The sequence below is a fragment of the Psychrobacter sp. ER1 genome, assembly GCF_048631835.1.
GTDB lineage: Bacteria > Pseudomonadota > Gammaproteobacteria > Pseudomonadales > Moraxellaceae > Psychrobacter.
The window spans coordinates 948,733-967,758 of sequence record NZ_CP184640.1 but is presented as its reverse complement, the minus strand read 5'-3'; the positions used below and the strand labels follow the sequence as shown (position 1 = coordinate 967,758).

The following is a 19,026-nucleotide window of genomic DNA, read 5'->3' as shown; positions in this document are numbered from 1 at the left end:
GTCAGGGTCTTGGGTCAGCGTATTGGTTTCTTTGTCGTAGGTAAAAACACCACATCGTCAAACTCGTAACGATCACCTGTGTTGTAAACCAACGAGACATCTGCCTTGTTGTCCGGCAAGATGATATCAACGGATTTGTTCAGCCAATACTGGTCAAAGTAGCCGTAGGTATTACTCAAAGATTCTAAAGCCGCTTTACTGCTCTTATAGACACGGTGATTAAAAATATCACCTTCTTGTGGCGGCAAGTCTGCCTCAAGCGATGCAAACTCTTCTTGCTCACTGCCCTCACCGCGAATCTCAATAATACGGCTATCTACCAGTACCGGCTCGCCCAGCTCTTCAATCACAACATTAACTGTGTCACGATCAGGTTGGGTCAGACGCAGCTCAACCTCGTAGTAACCAACGGCTTTAGCAGCATTCTGTGCTGTTTCGCGCAAACGTGGCAATGCTGCAGTAAAGTCTATAACCGACTGAACGGAAGTATCATCTAGTGCTGCTTTGATGTTTTTCATTGGCTGAATATCATTATCAGCCTCAATCAGCTGAGCCTTACCATTAGGAGAGTCTTCAGCAGATACTTGCTCTAGATAAATAGCGGTTTCTACATTTGGCAAAGCTACCACGCCACCGTCATTAAAAAAGCGATTGTACAGACGCGTCACGATATTACCTCTATTGCGCGCGCGTGGCCGTGGTCTATTGGCTTGTTCGATACTTTGATCGACGGCCTGAGTATCATTCTGATAATCTGGTAGGTAGTCATTCGGATTGATAATATCTGTCGTCGTACCTTCTACATTGGCAGGCACATTCGTACCAGTTATCACCTCATCACTACTATCATCAGTCGTCAGACCATTTTCATTCTTAACAATAGCTTCATTACTAACGACATCTTCATTGCTAACAGCGCCACTCACCTCAATCGGACGTGACATCCCTTCAGCTGTACTCGCCTGCTCTTGCGTTGTTTCATTTCTACCCAACGTATCAAGATTGCTAGGCGCTGGCAAGTTTGTCGCATCTAGCTCTACATCGAGACCAATTGGCGATGTTGTGTCATCTAACGTAGCGATTGGCGCATCAAAGTCACTGTCGTTATTACTGATATTGATACTATCAATATCTTGAGCATTCTGCGCATCCATTGCCGCTAGCTCACGATCGATCTGCTCAGGGGTCATCATTTGATAACCCTGCTGCTGTATCTCGGTTGCTTGTTGCAACAAGTCATCATTAGAAGCGATTGATTGAGCGTTATTTGGATTATATGAAGTACTTGGACTATCAGTGAAAGTTTCTAGATTTTGAGTGTTGTTGTTTTGAGAAGTTGCGTTTTGAGCATTGGCATTTTGCGTGGACGAGTTTTTAGATCCTGACTTTGTCGAGTTAGGTTTCTTAATGCCCAAGCTCTGTTCGCTATAGTCGTCCAATACTGACTGATCGATGATGCCTTGCTCTACTGCTTTTTTAGACGTAGCGCATCTAGAGCCATATCTAGCTGAGTGTCGTCATCTGACAATGTAGCTGACTGCTTTATAGATGCTTGCTCATTAGCAGCTTGACTATTGTTATTCTGGTTACTAAACGTTTGACTGCTATCAGTTTGGTCAGCAGCAGATGAGTTGGTGATAGCCGTATTGTTTGCATTATTAATGGTATCTGCCATTGCCGCAGGTGTCATACCGAACAAACTGGTCGCAAGCGCAGTGCACAGTGCAGAGCGTCTGAAATTTTTACGCGGCGCTGCTGGATATGTACTTGGATTATTACTATCGTTTTGGATTATGGCTGTGTCACGCTGCATCATTAGACCCTTGCATGCTCGAGTTGAAGGCTGCTTTATCATCTTTACGTCCTATCAGCTCACGCGGCACAATCTTATCAACGATAACGATCGTCAAGTCTGACCGGTGAATAAACTTATAGCAGTTATCTGGAATTAATGGTTTACTACTTTCATTTCGTGACTGGTTATCTATAGTGTCGGCTTTAGCACTGTGTGTCTATCGCCTTGTAGGCCTACTAGTTTAGAGAAGGCTACTAGTTTATAGATAGTGTTGATGAGTAGTAGCCTTTGTTTTCACTACTATTTATACCCTAAACCGCAATCACATAAAATTTATAAATCATAACTTAGTTAAATATCGAATCATAGCATTGACTGCATGTATTTTCACCGAAGCCTTGCTATTATACGGCTTAATATTGATAAAACCTATGCTATATCTTGATATAGTTTTTAATAAAATTGACGATTATTATCATAAAAAAATTGTCGTTCAGCGCCGGTATTTTCTCTATCAGTCGCGATTTATCTGTAGGAATGTCCATGTCCAACCAGTTTCAGTTATTCAAGCGCCGTCGTTTTAGCGCTATGTTTTTCACCCAGTTTTTGGGCGCATTCAATGACAATATTTTTAAGCAGGCGCTCATACTGGTGCTCACTTATACTGCCGCCAGTAAATTAGGCGTAGAGGTCAGCATCCTTAATAACTTGGCCGCCATGTTATTCATCCTGCCCTATTTTTTGTTTTCTGCTTTGGCAGGACAGATTGCTGATAAGTACGAAAAATCAAAGCTCACGCAGTTTATCAAACTTCTTGAGCTGGTCATCATGGCGGTTGCCGCAGTCGGCTTTGTCTTTGAATGGTATGCACTGCTATTTGTCGCGTTATTTTTGATGGGTACACATTCGACTTTCTTTGGACCGATTAAATACGCTTATCTGCCACAAGCGATGAAAGAAGATGAGTTGGTCGGCGCCAACGGTCTTTTTCAGATGGGTACTTCGCTGGCTATTTTAGTCGGTATGATTGTCGCTGGTATTTTGACTCAGCTATCACAATCATTATATTGGATTAGTGCCACAGTGTTGGTTGTCGCTGTTTTAGGATATCTAGCTGCGCGCTATATCCCTACTATGCCAGCGATGCAGCCTGACCTGAAGATTAACTGGAATATTATTACAACCAGCTTAGCCACTGTCCGTTACTTATACTCTCTGCCTTTTTTGTTCTTTATCATTATTGGTAACAGCTGGTTTTGGTTTTATGGGGCGACGTTTTTGACCCAAGTTCCAGAGTTCAGCAAGGTGATTTTGCTTGGTGATGAGTCAGTTGTTATTTTCTTACTCACATTGTTTTCTGTTGGCGTGTCGATCGGTTCGGTGCTGTGCAAAACATTGACCAGAAATAAAGTCAGCTTGCGTTTATTGCCTTTTGGTATTGCTGGATTAAGTATCTTTGCTATTGATTTGTATTTTTCACTTTCAGGTTTAGATATAAATGTGAATAATGACACATTACTTGGCATCGGTGATTTGTTTAATATAAGTGGTAGCTGGCGTGTCTTCGCGGATTTATTCTTATTAGGATTCAGCGGTGGTTTGTATATCGTACCGCTATACGCTTCTATGCAAGCCTACGCACCTAAGAGTCATCGAGCACGTATTGTTGGCGCGAATAATATTTTTAATGCGATATTTATGGTCACATCAGCGATTTTTGCGATTGTTATCTTAAACGTTTTAGGGTTTACGCTACCACAGCTATTTTTGGTGACAGGGCTATTGAATATCGTATTTGGCGCATTTTTATACATCAAACTCAATAAACATATTAAGCATGCCGTTATCCAAACCAACGATGGTATGGCGCCTTAAATATGGTTAACGCCGTAAATAAGTTTGGCTCCATAAATACAGTCTAATGTTGCGATGATGACTTCGTTGCTTTTATTGCTATAGCAACCTACGAACTATCTATAGGTTATTTATGAGCTATCTAGACAGTAATATTCGGGCCGATAATTTGGATTGTTTGTTATAGTAATACGCATCATGCCGTTGCTTTTGGACGGTAACATACTTTATTTTATTGACAGTTTTTAACACCATCAGGAGTGAGTTATGACCCTGCGTCCTTTATCTAAAATTGACCAGTTGTTACTTGGGGTCGATAAGGCATTACGAGCTGTCGTGCCACATTCCAATCCAAGCACGCGTCCATTGCCCGTCAGTAGCGATGAGATTCCTGAGCTGACCATCACAGAAGCGCGGCACGTCTCAGGTCTTATGCGTATCAATCATACAGGTGAAGTATGTGCGCAAGGTCTATACCATGGCCAAGCGTTTGCCGCGAAAGATAGTGGTGTCAAACAAGCCATGCAACAATCGGCCGAAGAAGAAGTCGATCATTTGGTCTGGTGCGAGACTCGTCTAAGCGAGCTTGGTAGCCATGCCAGCGTATTTACGCCGCTTTGGTACGGTATGTCCTTTGGACTCGGTGCGGTAGCAGGCGCGATCTCCAATGAGTTTAGTCTAGGGTTTGTAGCAGAGACAGAAGCACAGGTCAGCGAGCATCTACAGGATCATATTAAGCAGCTACCTGAACATGATCAGCGCTCAAAAGAAATACTGGCACAAATGGATAAAGAGGAGCTGCATCATCGTGAGCTAGCACTTGCAAGCGGCGGCGCTGCTTTATCTCCTCCAGTACGTCGTACCATGCGATGGATGGCAAATCGTATGAAAGATACCGCTTATCACTTATAGCTTATGGCTTATGGCTTATGGTTACAGGTACTATTGTTAGCTGCTGTTGTCGACTTTCTTACTCATCAACGTCTGCACAGATTTACGTAGGTTTGCTTAATTCTAGCAATTAACAATCCTACCACAGATAGCGTGAAGCTTAATTTGCTACGGTATTAAAAATTTGTACGATTTTGCAGCAATGCGCTATTTATATTACCGTCCGATCAATGAATAACAACCAAATAAATTAAACAAGGTAACGATTTTTATGAAAGCGATTCTCTCTAGTAGCCACTCTATTAAGTCACCAAAGTTTGCGACGTTGACCGTTATGGCTGCAACCTGTGCCATGTTATTATCTGCACCTGTGAATGCAGCAGAAACTGATGCCACCGCAACGGCTGTACCTAGTGCGATGGATTCAAGCAAACGTGTGATTCGTCTTGCTCGTCCTAATGCAGCCATCAGTCCTGCTCAAGCCAACACTGCTCAAACAAGCTTGCCAGCAGCATCTGCGAGCAACAGCCAGCCGACTAATGCACAAATGATGACGCCTGCTGCTGCACCTGTTATGAACGGCACTACTCGTGTCTATGAGCCTGGTCCAATGACAGCTACTGGTATCGACTTGCGTAGCGGACAACTTCCGAATATTCCTACACCGCAAGTACAATTATCAGATATGAGCTTTGTCAAAACTGTACTAATTCCACAACAAAAAGGGCTAGGTACTGATAAGCTTGATGTCAGTTTATTAGATGACTTCATCGCTGACGTATCCCCTAACGCGCGTCACTATCCACCAAACTTCCCTAACCGCTCACAGCGCCATTACACACGTGAAAAAATCAAAGTATTGGCTGATTGGATCGAGCCATATGCCAAGTCGCCAGACGCGTCTTTTGATGTATTGCTTCGTGCCGCTAAGCTAAACGGCATGGGTCGTAACCTAGACTTAGGTTCAGACTACACGGTACGTGGTGGCCAGTACGTCGATCGCGCTATCAAGCTGCAACCTGATAGTGGTGAGGCTAACTTCCTATACGGCATGATGCTATCAGAAGGTGGCGGCTTCAAAGAAGGTCAAAAGTATCTAGATCGCGCTGTCGCTTTAGGATACACCGAAGCAGAACAAAGCTTGGCACAGTCAGATCTACTCAGTGACCGCCGTGCTAATGCGTTAGAGCGCCTACGTCGTCTTGAAGGGCAATACCCTAACAACACTGTCATTCCTCAACAAATCAAACTTGTTGAAGAAGGCAAATTCTATATTTGGGATATTCCTGCCCCTGACATCAGTGTAAAACCAGGTGCTTAGAAATTATGTGCTTGTTGAGATTAGCTGCTACTGAGGGTTTGATTCAAAAGATATTTGTTTAATAAGACTTTCATTAGGTCAAATCTCTAATAAATAATCTAAGCTTCAAATACCAAGCGCTTTTGTTTTATATCTATAAGACAAAAGCGCTTTTTTCGACTAGCAGAAACCCATTCGTTTTGAAACATACCTTTGTAAAACTGCAAATGAATAGTCTAACGCCAAAAGTTGCGCTACACTCATTATCAATTGCTACTTTCATTACTCATACTCTCATAACTACCGTTTATTGGACTGACTTATGACTTTCGCTGGCTTTAGCAAACAGACAGTAATGCCTATTAATAAAAAAAACTGCCTATTACTTCACTTATGCTTTTGGCGGCAGCAGTATTGCTACCAGCGTGTAGTACGGTGACGGTCGATAAACAAGCCTCGGCCAAGACCATCTCAGCCCAGCGCGGCAATATCGTCACTGACAATGCGTTAAGTAGCGACACAGCATCTGCTTTATTATCAGCAGGACTGAATGAGCAAGCCTGTATGCAGCAATTTGACTTATGCTTGACTCAGCTCTCTGACAGTATGCTTAACAAGCACTATCGGCCTGCTTTGGCCATTTTTGCAGAGCTGCACTATGCAAAAGCGCGTCAACTATCTGACTCAAAAAACTGTCGTAATGCACTTGCACGCCCGCCACTTGATCCGTATTACGCCAACGCGCCCTTAAGTGATGATGACGCAAAAACACAGCAAGAAGAGACCGACCTGTGCTTAACCGATTATCAAGCAAGGTTATTTGATGCCGTCAAATACAGCTACACCTATCTGTTTTATGACAGTTTGACCCATGACTTTGAAGGTGCAGAGCAAAACAGCAATAGCACTCGTGCGCAAAACCGTATTCCAAATGACAATGACATTCAAACCCAAGACATTTATAACGCTGCCAGTAACGACGTTATCACTCAAATCTATCAGTCGACTGAAAATGCCAATAAATTAATGGGTGATACGACAGTAGAATACCTGCCAATAACCTCTACCAAGCGTGATAACACGGATGAAGCAGCAATTGCTAATCGACCACCGCTAAAGGGCAAAGCAACAGACCAAGTCAAAGTCATGAAAGTGACTGTAGATGATTACAATCTTGATATTTATTTGCCCAACGAAAACAACTATCTGCAAAACGCTCATAAACAAACTTCCGCTTTGGCAGACTTATCATCCACTTATGAGCTACGGCTCTCCGGTCTCAATTCTGTGAGTAAGCGTCCCGGTTTAGGCATCAGCTTGGTGGCGTCGTTGGATGATCGCTATACCACCACAATCCGTCAGTTACTGGTCGCCTCCTTATCTGGTCGACTAACAAATGAAGATAAAAACACCGACGACAGCGAGCCAAGCTCACGTATTTATCCGACTGGACATCTTTTACTAACGGGTCTGATTAAGCCAGACGGCGATAGCGTATTAGATGCGCTGAGCAGTCGTAAGCTTGATATTCATTTATACAATCCGTACCAAACTGAATCCGTAAATATCCTCAATGATGACTACCCACTGGCAGCCAATTTTTCCGCGGGATATGGCTTATGGTTATCAGAAAACCAGTTAGATGGTGTGGGTTATTTAAACTTGATTACGCGCCAGCCAAATGCTCAGCTGCCCAAACTCTTCATGCTTGAGCCTTATGATCCTGATAAACGCGTGTTGATTATGTTGCATGGGCTAGCCTCTAGTCCAGCCACATGGGTCAATCTAACCAACGATATTCTTAATGATGACAAGCTGCGTGATAATTACCAAGTTTGGCAAATATTCTATCCAACCAATCTGCCTATTTTAGAAAATCGTTATCAGATTCAGCAGTTAATTAACAGCACCTACCAGCAGACTGATCCCAATGGACAAAATCGTGCCAGTCAAAACAGTGTGATTATCAGTCATAGTATGGGTGCCATTATCGCTCGTATGATGCTATCTGATGAAAATTTAGTCGATGATTTAGATAAGCTCAATGACAAAGATATCCTCTCTAGTAATGAGAAACAGCAAATCCGTAACGCGCTCAAAACGTCTTTTGGCGAAAATGAATTAAAGGAACGATTTGAGCTACAGGCATTGCCGCAAGTAGACACCGCTGTTTTTCTATCTGCACCTTTCCGTGGTACAGATTATGCAGATCGTTGGTTCACCCGTGCGCTACGCCGCATCGTTTACTTACCCGTAGGGCTGGTCAAGACATTCACAGATAACTTAGCGACCATTGCCACACAAGGCGATTTGGCGCAAAACCCACTGGGCGCGTTATATTTGCAGAACGGTGCCAGCCAGTTAAGTGACAAGTCTTCTTTTATAGAGTTAACCAAAGATATAACTATGAATGAGCGAATCACTTACCATTCGATCATTGCCAATAACGATGCCGATATCACTAAAGGGTTGGCACAAACGCAACCAAACGGTGCCAAGATTGATTTGTCTCAAGCGGTAAAAGACAACTCTGGAAATGAAACGGCGAGTGTTGATGTCAGCGATAATACTGAGACATCACAGCTACCACCTGAGCCGCTTGTTGCCGCTGTGACAGTTAATGATGATATCAGTCAAGCACTGACCGAGCGTTTGTCAGATGGTATCGTTCCTTATAATAGCGCCCATCTCGATGGCGCCGCGTCTGAGACAATTATCAATGGCGGCCATAGTATTCAGACCAATCCGCAGACCATTTTGACGTTGCGAAGAATTTTGCACAAGCAGCTACAAAAATGATGTAGATTTTTGTTATTTCACAAAGTTTTTGACGTATAAATCGCAACCTTCAAACATCAGTTATAGGTTTCAAATAAGCAGTATGTTCACGCATACTGCTTTGTTTTTAATAATATTAATTTTATTTTTCAATGTTTGAATTATGTTATTTTGATGACTCTTAGGTCTGCAACAGACAGACTGGGTTGCTTGCGTGTATATCTAGGTGAGCGCATAATATATCTATAGCACATGACAGTAATATGTAAATTTATAAGGACATAAATTATTCAATTCAGCTAAACAGTGAGTCGCAAACTTAGCCACAATTTATGTCTAATGGAGCTAAGTCCACGTCACTGAGCTATTGCCCGTAATGCTTGCCACTTTGATCGATGGATAGTTTACGGACAGTTACTTGAGCGTTGTATGGAAGTCAGCGCTATTCAGCTAACAGATGAGAGTAACCGTTTATGTTCGCTACATTTATGATTGACCAGCTCGATGCGCTGATGCTTGCGCGTATCCAATTCGCTTTTGTTATCTCGTTCCATATCGTCTTTCCTGCCTTTTCTATCGGTCTTGCCAGCTGGCTTGCGGTGCTTGAGTTCCGTTGGTTAAGAACTGGTGAACCTATCTATGCTGAAGTTTACAAGCATTGGGTCAAAATATTTGCTGTCGTCTTTGGTTTGGGCGTAGTATCAGGTGTGGTGATGTCCTACCAGTTCGGTACCAACTGGGCAGTATTCTCTGATAAGGCCGGTAACGTTTTAGGCCCATTACTCGCCTATGAGGTATTGACAGCGTTCTTCTTAGAAGCGTCCTTCTTAGGTATTATGCTATTTGGGTGGGGTCGCGTGAGCAAACGTATGCATTTTGCTTCAACCGCCATCGTTGCTATCGGTACCTTGATTTCAGGTTTTTGGATATTAGCCGCCAACAGCTTTATGCAAACCCCTCAAGGTTTTATGATGGGTGCAGATGGCCTGCTCTATCCTACTGACTGGCTTGAAATTATTTTCAACCCCTCGTTCCCTTATCGTTATGCTCATATGATGACCGCAGCCTTTCTGACCACTGCCTTTGTCATCGGTGGTATCGGCGCATACTACATTCAATCCAAAAAGCACGTCGAGCACCGCGCGCATGGTCGTGTGATGCTAGGTATGGCGATGATTATGGCCATCTTTGTTGCACCAGCGCAGGTATTAATTGGTGATGAGCATGGTCTAAATACCCTTGAGCATCAACCTGCTAAAGTTGCTGCGATGGAAGGACTCTGGGAGGATGAACGCGGTGCCGCACTACGCTTATTCGCGATTCCTGACCAAGAAAATCAGACCAATAAGTACGAAGTAAAAATTCCTTATGTGACTGGTTTAATCCTAACCCACTCGTTAGATGGTGAAGTCAAAGGGCTAAAAAACTGGGCACCTGAAGATCAACCACCCGTTATCATCGTGTTTTGGGCGTTTCGTATCATGGTTGGTATTGGCATGCTTATGGTACTGGTCGGCCTATTCAGTCTCTACAAATACTTCAAAAAACAGCAGTTCAATACTGACAGTGTATGGTTCCACCGTGCTTGGATGATGATGACTCCGCTTGGTTTTATCGCCTTATTATCAGGTTGGTTCGTAACCGAGACAGGACGTCAGCCTTGGACGGTTTATGGGGTCATTCGTACTGCTGAAAGTATGTCTCCGCTTGCAGCACAGCAAGTAGCGACGACATTGATTGGCTTTATCGTGTTGTACATATTTGTCTTTGGTGCAGGCAGCTTTTATATCTTGCGCTTGATTGCTCAAGGACCGAAACCTTATACAGACCCTGCAGAAGATAACTTCTACGAGCACTCAGTGACTGAGAGCCAAGGCCGCGCATTAAGTGGTGATAGTAATCCTGCCAAAGGTACTGAAGAAGGCTTAGATGAGCCTGCAAATGATGTCGATGATGGAGGATTACGCTAATGTTTAACTTCGGTGATGTATTAGATTTACCTCTCATTTGGGGCGGTTTGATTGCTTTGTCTGTCTTTGTCTATGTACTGCTTGATGGCTTTGATTTGGGCTGCGGTATTTTGTTCCCTTTTGCAGGCTCAGATAAAAACCGTAGCCGCATGATGAACTCTATCGCGCCATTTTGGGACGGCAACGAGACGTGGCTAGTGCTAGGCGGTGGTGGTCTATTCGCAGCATTCCCTGTTGCTTATGGCATCATTATGACAGGTCTATATTTGCCAGTAACTGCCATGTTGTTCGGTCTTATCATGCGCGGCGTGGCGTTTGAGTTTCGCTTCAAATCCTCTTCGCGCCGGCATGTATGGGATACCTTTTTCTTTGTCGGCTCAGTCGTCGCCACTTTCTCTCAAGGCATTATGCTTGGGGCGTTAGTGCAAGGGTTAGAAGCCAGTAACCGTCTATATACTGGTGGCCCATTTGATTGGCTCACACCCTTCTCGATTGTGTGCGGATTTGCCATGATTATTGGCTATGCCTTACTTGGTTCAACGTGGCTTATCATAAAAACAGAGCACACGTTGCAAGTGTGGGCGCGCCAAGTTTCTAGGTGGATGCTTACTGCGTTACTAGTAGCGATGGTTGTGGTCACAGCGTTTATGTACTTCTCAGACATCGACGCATTAGAAGGCTGGTTTAGTTTCCCAGATTTGTTGTACCTTGCTCCTATGCCTATCATTGTCATGCTCTTATTCTTTATCATGCGTAAAGACTTAAAAACTGAGCGTGAGTATCGTCCATTTTTACTAACGGTAGCTCTATTTTTAATGGGTTATATCGGGGTTTGTTTTGCCCTATTCCCTTATATCGTGCCGTATCAAATGACGATTTATGAGGCTGCTGCTGCCGATACCTCATTATCATTCATGCTGATTGGCGCCTGTATCATGTTACCGATTATCTTGAGCTATACAGCATTTGCTTACTACACCTTCAAAGGTAAGTCTGATCACAATCCGATGTACTAGTCGCTAATCGAGACGGGTAACGGATCGGCTAAAAAGGATGGCTATCATCGTTTATAGATGGTAGTCACACTTCATACGCTAGTCAGGAGATCTCTATGAAAAAGTTCAGTAAAAAACAATCACAATGGGCATGGTTCGTTGGTCTATATTTGGCAGGGTTTTTAGTGGTGTTTACCATTGCTCAGCTAATTAAACTGGCCATGGGTGTTTAGCGTAATTGTATAATCATACGATTGAGCATTTAGTTAGCTAATGAGTAGCTTGATAGATGCTAAATTTGCATTTTTGTCTTGCCAATATACCTTTTAGACATGTCGTAAAAAATATCTCTATATGCATAAAAAAGCAGCGTTGAATAATCAATGCTGCTTTTTATTTATCTTAAATTTATCAGTTTGGTTTACCTGCATGCTCGATATCATTCTGTTCGATAAACTCATTAACCTGTGTTAGACGCTCAGGTGTCCCCACGTCTATCCAATTATCTGTCCTCACTTCAGCGGTAATCTGAAACTTTATCATTGCTTGCTTTAGTAGTGGTGCTAATGCAGCAGGTTGTCCTGATACCAGACCTTCTACCAATTTGGGTGACATTACGCTAATACCAGCGAAGGTATACTTATCCGCATCGCCCACTGGTTGTTCACTCGCAAGGCCATTATTAATCGCAAAATCGCCGCCATTATTGTGCTCTGGATTATCAATCAATAATAAATGGGCGCGCTGATCCGCTCCCAATGTATAGTCTGTTAATTGAGAAAAATCATAGGTAGTCCAAACGTCAGAATTGACCAGAATAAATGGCTCATCCTTTAGTTTACCTGATTGTAATGCCTGAAAAATGCCGCCTGCAGTCTCAAGTGGCTCATCGTCTTCTACTGACCAATGCAGCTTTACGCCATATTGTGAACCGTCACCTAAGGCGTCCACCAGCTTATCTGCCAACCATGATGCATTGACCGTGATATCAGTAATGCCTGCTGCTTGTAGTGCTTTAATATGCCAAACTATAAGCGGTTGACCTGCGACTTCAACCAAAGGCTTAGGCGTCTCAAGCGTTAATGGACGTAGGCGTGTGCCCTTGCCCGCTGCCAAAATCATGGCTTGTGTAATCGTAGAGGTAGACATCTGCGCTCCTATCTTTATTATTTAAATTAATTTAGCTGAGCGTCATCTACGCGGAAGCAAACTTCTCTTTATAAGCAGGTAGCACTGCCTCTTGTAACCATTGGTTAAACGGTATAATTGATTGTTTGAGTTCATCGCTGCCATGTTTGGCAAGCCAGTTTAATTCAATAATCAAATCACGCATGACTTTAGGAATATCCGCCAAATAGCGGTCTTTGCCATCGCGTTCAGACAAACGAATAAAAATCCCTAATACCTTTAGATGACGTTGTACGCCTATGACATTTACATCGTTTTCAAACTGCACCGCGCTATCAGCAGTGGTCAGTGATTTTTGCTTTTGTAGCTGCCAAAAGTCATTAATCCATGCAGATATTTGGCTCTCTGACCACTCAACATAAGCATCGCGTACTAACGACACTAGATCATAAGCATACGAACCAATGACGGCATCTTGAAAATCAATCACGCCCAGCTTTGATTTATCTGCTTGATCTTGCATAAGGTTGCGGCTGTGATAATCACGATGGACCACTACTTGTGGCTGTCGCAAAATCTCATTCATTAATGCTGTTTTTAGTTTTCCCCAGACTTGCTCATTTAGCACTATACCAATATAAGGCATAAACCATTCGCTAAATAAATCCATCTCGCGGTCTAATAGTGCTGTGTCATAATCTGGTAGCTGGTGTTGCGACTTTGCCGTTTCTACTGGTACCGTTTGTAGCGCAACTAATGTCTGCATTGCTAGCTGATAGTAGTCATTGATTTGGTCTGCGGTGGCATCGACAAGCAAATGGGCAAACTCTACTGTGCCAAAATCTTGTAATACCAAAAATCCTTTTTCTACATTTTGTGCAGTCAGAGTCGGCACGTTGACAGCAGGTGCCATCAGCTTAGCAACATTGATAAACTGCAGCATCGCATCTTGCTCGTCAGCAGAGTCCATGACGATATAATGCTTGTTGGCGCTTTTGTCTGTCTCTGATAGTTCGATACGATGATATCGGCGGGCACTAGCGTCACCAGGTAAGCTATCTAGACTAAATGTTTGATCTAAAAATACTTGCTGTAACCATTGTTCTAATTGCTGTTGGCGGTTGTTATTTTCATCGATCATATCAGTCTCTAAAGTCATTTTGTCAGTCATATTAGGCATCGCTGGTTAAATATAAGTCATAAATAATTAAAGTAGTGATAAGTCGGACAAATACTTGCTAAAATAGCGATATGCGGCGGTGCTAAACAAGCTGCCACAGACGTATTGCTATATCATTCAATACTTGATGTCGGATAGAATCGCTATCGCTACTTAAAAATCAGCATGGCTATATTATAAATTTTGGTAAATAGTGTAGCTGATTTGGTTTTTTTGACTATGATTAGTCGTCATTATATGTAAAACATCCAAATTTTTGAGAATACATTAGTCATATTTTAGTCGCTTATTCATCGCTCTATGTCGTTCGGTGATACCGCTACTAAACTCAGTCATGCAATCCAATAAGCTCTGCAATCATAGGTGTGCCCTTGTTATATTCTCCGCTTTACCAAAGCATCCGCTTGATCTTATTTGGTGCCTTAGGTTTATCTAGCCTAACTGTCAGTGCTGCCATTGGTGATGCCAATACGCAAAAAACTGAATCACTCACTACGGACAGTACAGGCAGCTATGCGTCTAATAGTGTGGCGACTGACGCCAATAGTATTAGTCGTACTCAAAGTAATGATGGCTATCAAGAAGCAGATATTCTAAATGACAGCTATCCAGACGATGCTAATTCTGCTAATACGAATAACGCTGCTTTATCGAATGATACTGCATTAGATAGTAGATTTTCTGAGAACAATGACTTAGATATTACAGATATTACAGATATTAATGAGGCTGCTGACTCTGAAGCTTTTAGCAACGAAGTTTCTAATGCTAGTAATCTAAATACAGAAACTAGCAACCAACCAAGCAGTGACACACCAGATAGCAGTGCCTTTGTCCCTAAAGCGATAACAACGGACAATGGAAAACTAAACCTTAATGATGAGAGTATTCAAGCCAGCTTAATGCGCTTAGCAGAGTTTTATGAGCTAACACCAGATACCGATGCTTCAACATTAAACAATGAGGCTATCAGCACTGAAGCAAACAATACTCATAATAACGCCATGCCTGCCGCACAGACGATTCCAAAGGTCGGTAGAGATTTACGTCTACTGCCAAATGCCGTGGACAGTGCCCAGCGCTGTGAAGGTCAATGGGTATATCCGCAGAGTAACCCTAATTATCAACGTGCTGTGAATGAAGCTGGTACGGCAAACGGACAACCAGCACCAAATGTGGCTAGCGTTCCGAACAATCAAGCCCCTTTATTTACTGAGTCTGATTACGGTTATTACAATAATATTAATTATGCTGAGCTATCAGGCAATGTAAAAATTGACCAAGGCACTCAGCATATCGAAGCAGAAAAAGTCATGATTGACTTGAGCAATGGCGTTGCGGCTGCTCAAGGCAAAGTCATGTTTACAGATAATGCGACTGGACAGCGTACAAGCAACGTCTCTACAAACAATGCCGCTACAAATAACAGCCAAGCCAGCTTTAATGATAGAGCGGCACAAGGCGGCCTAATTGGCGTTGCAGACAGCTTGAATTACAATACTGAGACTGGTCAATCAACGGCCAATGATGTGGCATTTGCCAGTGTTGGTCTACAAGCGCACGGCTATGCCAAACGCTTAAACAAACCGAATGAGAGTGAATACGAGCTGGATCAGGTTATGTTTAGTACCTGCCCACCTACCAACCGCAAATGGCAGTTTGAAGCCAAAAGTATCGATCTAAATACCGATACAGGGCGCGGCGAAGCGTATAACACCACTTTCCGTGTGGCTGATATACCCGTATTTTATCTCCCCTACTTTAACTTCCCGATAGATAGTCGCCGTAGTAGTGGATTTTTATTGCCAAGTGCTAGCGTCAGTAGTGAAAGCGGTCTTGAAGTTGATATTCCGTATTATTTCAACTTGGCACCTAATTATGATGCTACCCTTAACACGCATATTTATACTGACCGTAACCCGATGCTGTCAGGTGAGTTCCGTTACCTGACTGAGAGTTATGGGGAAGGTATTTTAAACGGTTCATACTTACCAAACGATAAAGAGTATGACGACGAAGATCGTACCAGCTTGTTTTATGACCATACTTGGGCGTCGAAAAGCATTCCACGATTAAGCGCTGATGCCGAATACAACTATGTGTCGGATGCCGATTACCTTAATGATTTTGATACGTTGGGCTTGTCGGATAGCACCATAAACTTGCCACGTCGTGCTCGCGTCAATTACTACAATGATTATGTCGATGGTGAACTGAAGGTAGAAACCTTCCAGACTCTAGATGCATTCACTGATAGTGGTGAAGCGTTAGAAGACAAAGACAAGCCCTATTCACGCTTGCCACAGCTCAAATTAAATTATCGCCTGCCTTGGGCTGAGCGTTTCGATATCACTGGTATTCATGATTCTGCATACTTCAAAAAGTCTATCGATGATGGCTCTGAAAACGAAAAAAGTGGCGCACGTATTTATAATAAACTGAGCGCCGCCTATCCGATGGAAACCTCTTGGGGTTATATTAAACCTAAGCTTAGCTTGCAGCATCTATATACGTCATATGATGAAGATAGCTTAGAAGATAATCAGCTTAGTGAAGAAGATGGCAGTCAATCTGTGTTTGTTCCACAAGCCAGCATCGATGCAGGTCTACACTTCTATCAAGCGGGCTCACCATTTGGTGCGTTTGACGATACGATGGGCGGCTATCGTTTACTTAGTCCGCGCGTAAAATATACGTATTCACCGTATAAGAACCAAAACGACATTCCTAACTTTAATACGCGTATTGCCTCTATTAACTATGAGCAGCTATTTTCAGACAGTTGGTTTTTAGGTCATGATCGTTTGCAGGATTTGCATTCTATTACGCCTGGCGTCAATTATCGTTACATCGATGCAACGGGTGTGACACGTTTTGATGGTAGCATTGCAGAACAATTCTATCTAGATGATGGACGTGTAACATTTGATGACGATCAGCCCGTTTTTACCTCGTCTTCTTCAGGTATGGTATGGGAAACCAACACTCAGCCTTATAATAATTTTTGGGTTGATGTTAGCGGTGCCCTAACCAGTAATTATGATTTGAACTACATTACGACTGAACTACGTTATCAACCATCAAATAATAGTTTATTTAATGTGGGCTATGTCAAACGTCAGCGTGATGACAATACCGAGCAGTTGCCACTATCCGCGTTTACAGCTTCCGCTGTTTTCCCTATCAATAACAGCTGGCGAATATTGGCTCAAGGTCAATATGACCTGAACAGCGACAGAATGCTTGATTCACTCATTGGCGTTGATTATGAAGACTGCTGTTTCGGCTTTGCTGTTTATGGTCGCCGCTATTACAATGACCTAAACGTAAAAGACGAGCCAACACAAGCTATTATGGCAGAAGTTAGATTAAATGGTCTTGGCAGCGGTAGTAGCCGCTTGACACGATTGCTTGCTGATAAGATTTTGGGCTTTGAACCTGTACAGACGGCATGGAAAGACTAACCAGTTTTTTGCTAGATTAGAGTTATTTACGTAAATATTTATAAGACACTATTTGAACCCCTATTATGGGAAACGCTGTCGAATATTTTATTATTAAGGGTATCGGATAGAGTTGACCAACTACTATACGATGCAATGACATTGATGAGGAGCATCATGAGATTTTTTCTTTACGTCAGACTAGCAGAGCAGTATTGCTATCTATGGCAGGCCTTACGCTTACGTTAAGTGCCAACGCTGCTACTGTCAAACCTGCAGCAGCTCAAGCTTCTACTTCTGTTGCGCAAAGCTCAGTTGATCGCTTGACGCCAGCCAATAGCACAGACGGTATTATTGCTTTAGTCAATGAAAATGCTATCTTAAAAAGCGAATTGGTTGATGCTATCGAGCAGACCCAAGCACGTGCAAAAGCGGCTGGTGAGCCTATCGCAAACTCAGCACAACTACAGTCTGAAGTGTTAAACGCGCTTATTTTGCGTGAACTACAACTGTCTATGGTCAAACGTGCGGGACTGTCTGCCGATGAAGCAGAAATCAATCAACGTCTTGGTCAAATCGCTCAAGCTGAAGGCCTTAATAGCATTGCAGCATTGCAGCAACGTCTAGATGCCGCACAACCTGGTAGTTATGCCAATCTACGTGCCAAACTGATCGAAGAGGCTTCTATCCAAGCGCTACAGCAGCGTCAAATTACTCGCCGAGTACGTATTAGCGAGCAAGATATTGATGCATTTTTGGCCTCACCTGAAGCCAAACGTCTGAATCAAAGCGAATATCAAACCATTCACGTACGTGTGCCTTATATAGATGACTATAGTCGCCTATCAGCCGCTCAACGTGAAGAAGCATTAAAAGTCGCGCAAGCATTACGTACGCGTTTGCTTGAGCCAAATGTCAACGTCGCTGAAGCCGTTGCTGCTAGCCAAGGTAGCTATCCGATTCCATTGCAAGGTGGAGATATGGGCTTTCACAAGGCTGCTTCTTTACCGACAGAACTGTCTAGCAAAATTACCAAGTTAGACGTTGGTACCGTAAGCGAGCCATTATTGACTCCTGAAGGGATTGATATCATCAAACTTGCTGATAAAAAAGCCAGCAATACAATGTTGATACCACAGTGGCATACTCGCCATATCTTAGTTAAAGTCGATGATTTACAGACTGACGCGCTTGCTGAACAAAAAATTAACGATCTATACGAGCAGCTTCGTGGCGGCGCTGACTTTGCTAGTTTAGCCTCAACGTATTCAGACGATCCAGGTTCTGCGGGACGTGGCGGCGACCTTGATTGGGTTAGCGAAGAAGATATGGTTGGTCCATTTGAAGCCACAATGAAAAATACGGCTGTTGGTGACTACTCTGCGCCATTTAAGACGCAATTTGGTTGGCATATCCTAAAAGTCGACGGTAAGCGCGATCAAGATATTAGCGAGCAATATCGTCGCAATATGGCACGTCAAGCATTGTATCAACGCCTAGCTCCACAAGCTCAAGAAGACTGGTTACAAGAGCTACGTGCTGGCGCTTATATTCAGATACTTGGCTGATATGTTGCAATAAGCTAATAGTATTAAGTTAGCGAAAGCACTGAATCGAGTTAAATAAAGAAGGGTATATACCATTGCATATACCCTTCTTTATTTCGCGCAGTTAGATATTTAACTGGAAGCT

Annotated in this window: 13 protein-coding genes; 9 read left to right on the top strand and 4 right to left on the bottom strand. The window is 43.0% G+C overall.

Features of this window, described 5'->3' with window-relative positions:
• Nucleotides 1–14 precede the first annotated feature (14 nt).
• Together ACOBWA_RS04500 and ACOBWA_RS04495 are read right to left on the bottom strand one after the other, a co-directional pair.
• Nucleotides 15–1,439: a hypothetical protein gene (locus ACOBWA_RS04500; protein WP_420230325.1), complete on the bottom strand. Its 1,425-nt coding sequence runs from the start codon at nt 1,437–1,439 to the stop codon at nt 15–17.
• A gap of 26 nt (nt 1,440–1,465) precedes the next feature.
• On the bottom strand, nt 1,466–1,855 hold the full coding sequence (locus tag ACOBWA_RS04495; RefSeq protein WP_420230324.1) for a hypothetical protein: 390 nt from the start codon (nt 1,853–1,855) through the stop codon (nt 1,466–1,468).
• 483 nt (nt 1,856–2,338) lie between these two features.
• Here ACOBWA_RS04495 and ACOBWA_RS04490 point away from each other — a divergent pair, with 483 nt between their 5' ends.
• The 7 genes from ACOBWA_RS04490 to ACOBWA_RS04460 all read left to right on the top strand — a co-directional run bounded on the left by ACOBWA_RS04490 (nt 2,339) and on the right by ACOBWA_RS04460 (nt 11,816).
• A complete protein-coding gene (locus ACOBWA_RS04490) occupies nt 2,339–3,670 on the top strand; it encodes an MFS transporter (protein ID WP_420230323.1) in 1,332 nt (443 codons plus the stop codon).
• Between the two features lie 252 nt (nt 3,671–3,922).
• Complete coding sequence (gene coq7, locus ACOBWA_RS04485; RefSeq protein WP_201571247.1) at nt 3,923–4,561, top strand: 2-polyprenyl-3-methyl-6-methoxy-1,4-benzoquinone monooxygenase; 639 nt, start codon at nt 3,923–3,925, stop codon at nt 4,559–4,561.
• A gap of 250 nt (nt 4,562–4,811) precedes the next feature.
• The gene (locus ACOBWA_RS04480; RefSeq protein ID WP_420230322.1) at nt 4,812–5,861 is read left to right on the top strand and encodes a tetratricopeptide repeat protein; all 1,050 of its coding nucleotides are present in this window, start codon (nt 4,812–4,814) and stop codon (nt 5,859–5,861) included.
• A 372-nt stretch (nt 5,862–6,233) separates the two neighbouring features.
• The gene (locus tag ACOBWA_RS04475; protein ID WP_420230321.1) at nt 6,234–8,639 is read left to right on the top strand and encodes an esterase/lipase family protein; all 2,406 of its coding nucleotides are present in this window, start codon (nt 6,234–6,236) and stop codon (nt 8,637–8,639) included.
• A 452-nt stretch (nt 8,640–9,091) separates the two neighbouring features.
• Nucleotides 9,092–10,588: a cytochrome ubiquinol oxidase subunit I gene (locus tag ACOBWA_RS04470; protein ID WP_101206159.1), complete on the top strand. Its 1,497-nt coding sequence runs from the start codon at nt 9,092–9,094 to the stop codon at nt 10,586–10,588.
• Nucleotides 10,588–11,604 carry a cytochrome d ubiquinol oxidase subunit II gene (gene cydB / locus ACOBWA_RS04465; RefSeq protein ID WP_057759155.1) on the top strand — a complete coding sequence of 339 codons (1,017 nt, stop codon included), beginning with the start codon at nt 10,588–10,590 and terminating at the stop codon, nt 11,602–11,604. Before ACOBWA_RS04470 ends, cydB begins: the two co-directional genes overlap by 1 nt.
• A gap of 95 nt (nt 11,605–11,699) precedes the next feature.
• A complete protein-coding gene (locus tag ACOBWA_RS04460) occupies nt 11,700–11,816 on the top strand; it encodes a DUF2474 domain-containing protein (protein WP_101206161.1) in 117 nt (38 codons plus the stop codon).
• Nucleotides 11,817–11,994: 178 nt separating this feature from the next.
• Here ACOBWA_RS04460 and murU read toward each other — a convergent pair whose 3' ends face one another.
• Both murU and ACOBWA_RS04450 read right to left on the bottom strand, forming a co-directional pair.
• The gene (gene murU / locus ACOBWA_RS04455) at nt 11,995–12,732 is read right to left on the bottom strand and encodes an N-acetylmuramate alpha-1-phosphate uridylyltransferase MurU (RefSeq protein ID WP_420230320.1); all 738 of its coding nucleotides are present in this window, start codon (nt 12,730–12,732) and stop codon (nt 11,995–11,997) included.
• Nucleotides 12,733–12,778: 46 nt separating this feature from the next.
• Entirely contained in the window at nt 12,779–13,882 is a 1,104-nt protein-coding gene (locus ACOBWA_RS04450) for an aminoglycoside phosphotransferase family protein (protein WP_420230319.1), read from the bottom strand.
• Between the two features lie 380 nt (nt 13,883–14,262).
• Here ACOBWA_RS04450 and ACOBWA_RS04445 point away from each other — a divergent pair, with 380 nt between their 5' ends.
• Entirely contained in the window at nt 14,263–17,355 is a 3,093-nt protein-coding gene (locus tag ACOBWA_RS04445) for an LPS-assembly protein LptD (RefSeq protein WP_420230318.1), read from the top strand.
• Nucleotides 17,356–17,558: 203 nt separating this feature from the next.
• On the top strand, nt 17,559–18,902 hold the full coding sequence (locus ACOBWA_RS04440) for a peptidylprolyl isomerase (protein ID WP_420230317.1): 1,344 nt from the start codon (nt 17,559–17,561) through the stop codon (nt 18,900–18,902).
• The last annotated feature ends 124 nt before the right edge of the window (nt 18,903–19,026 follow it).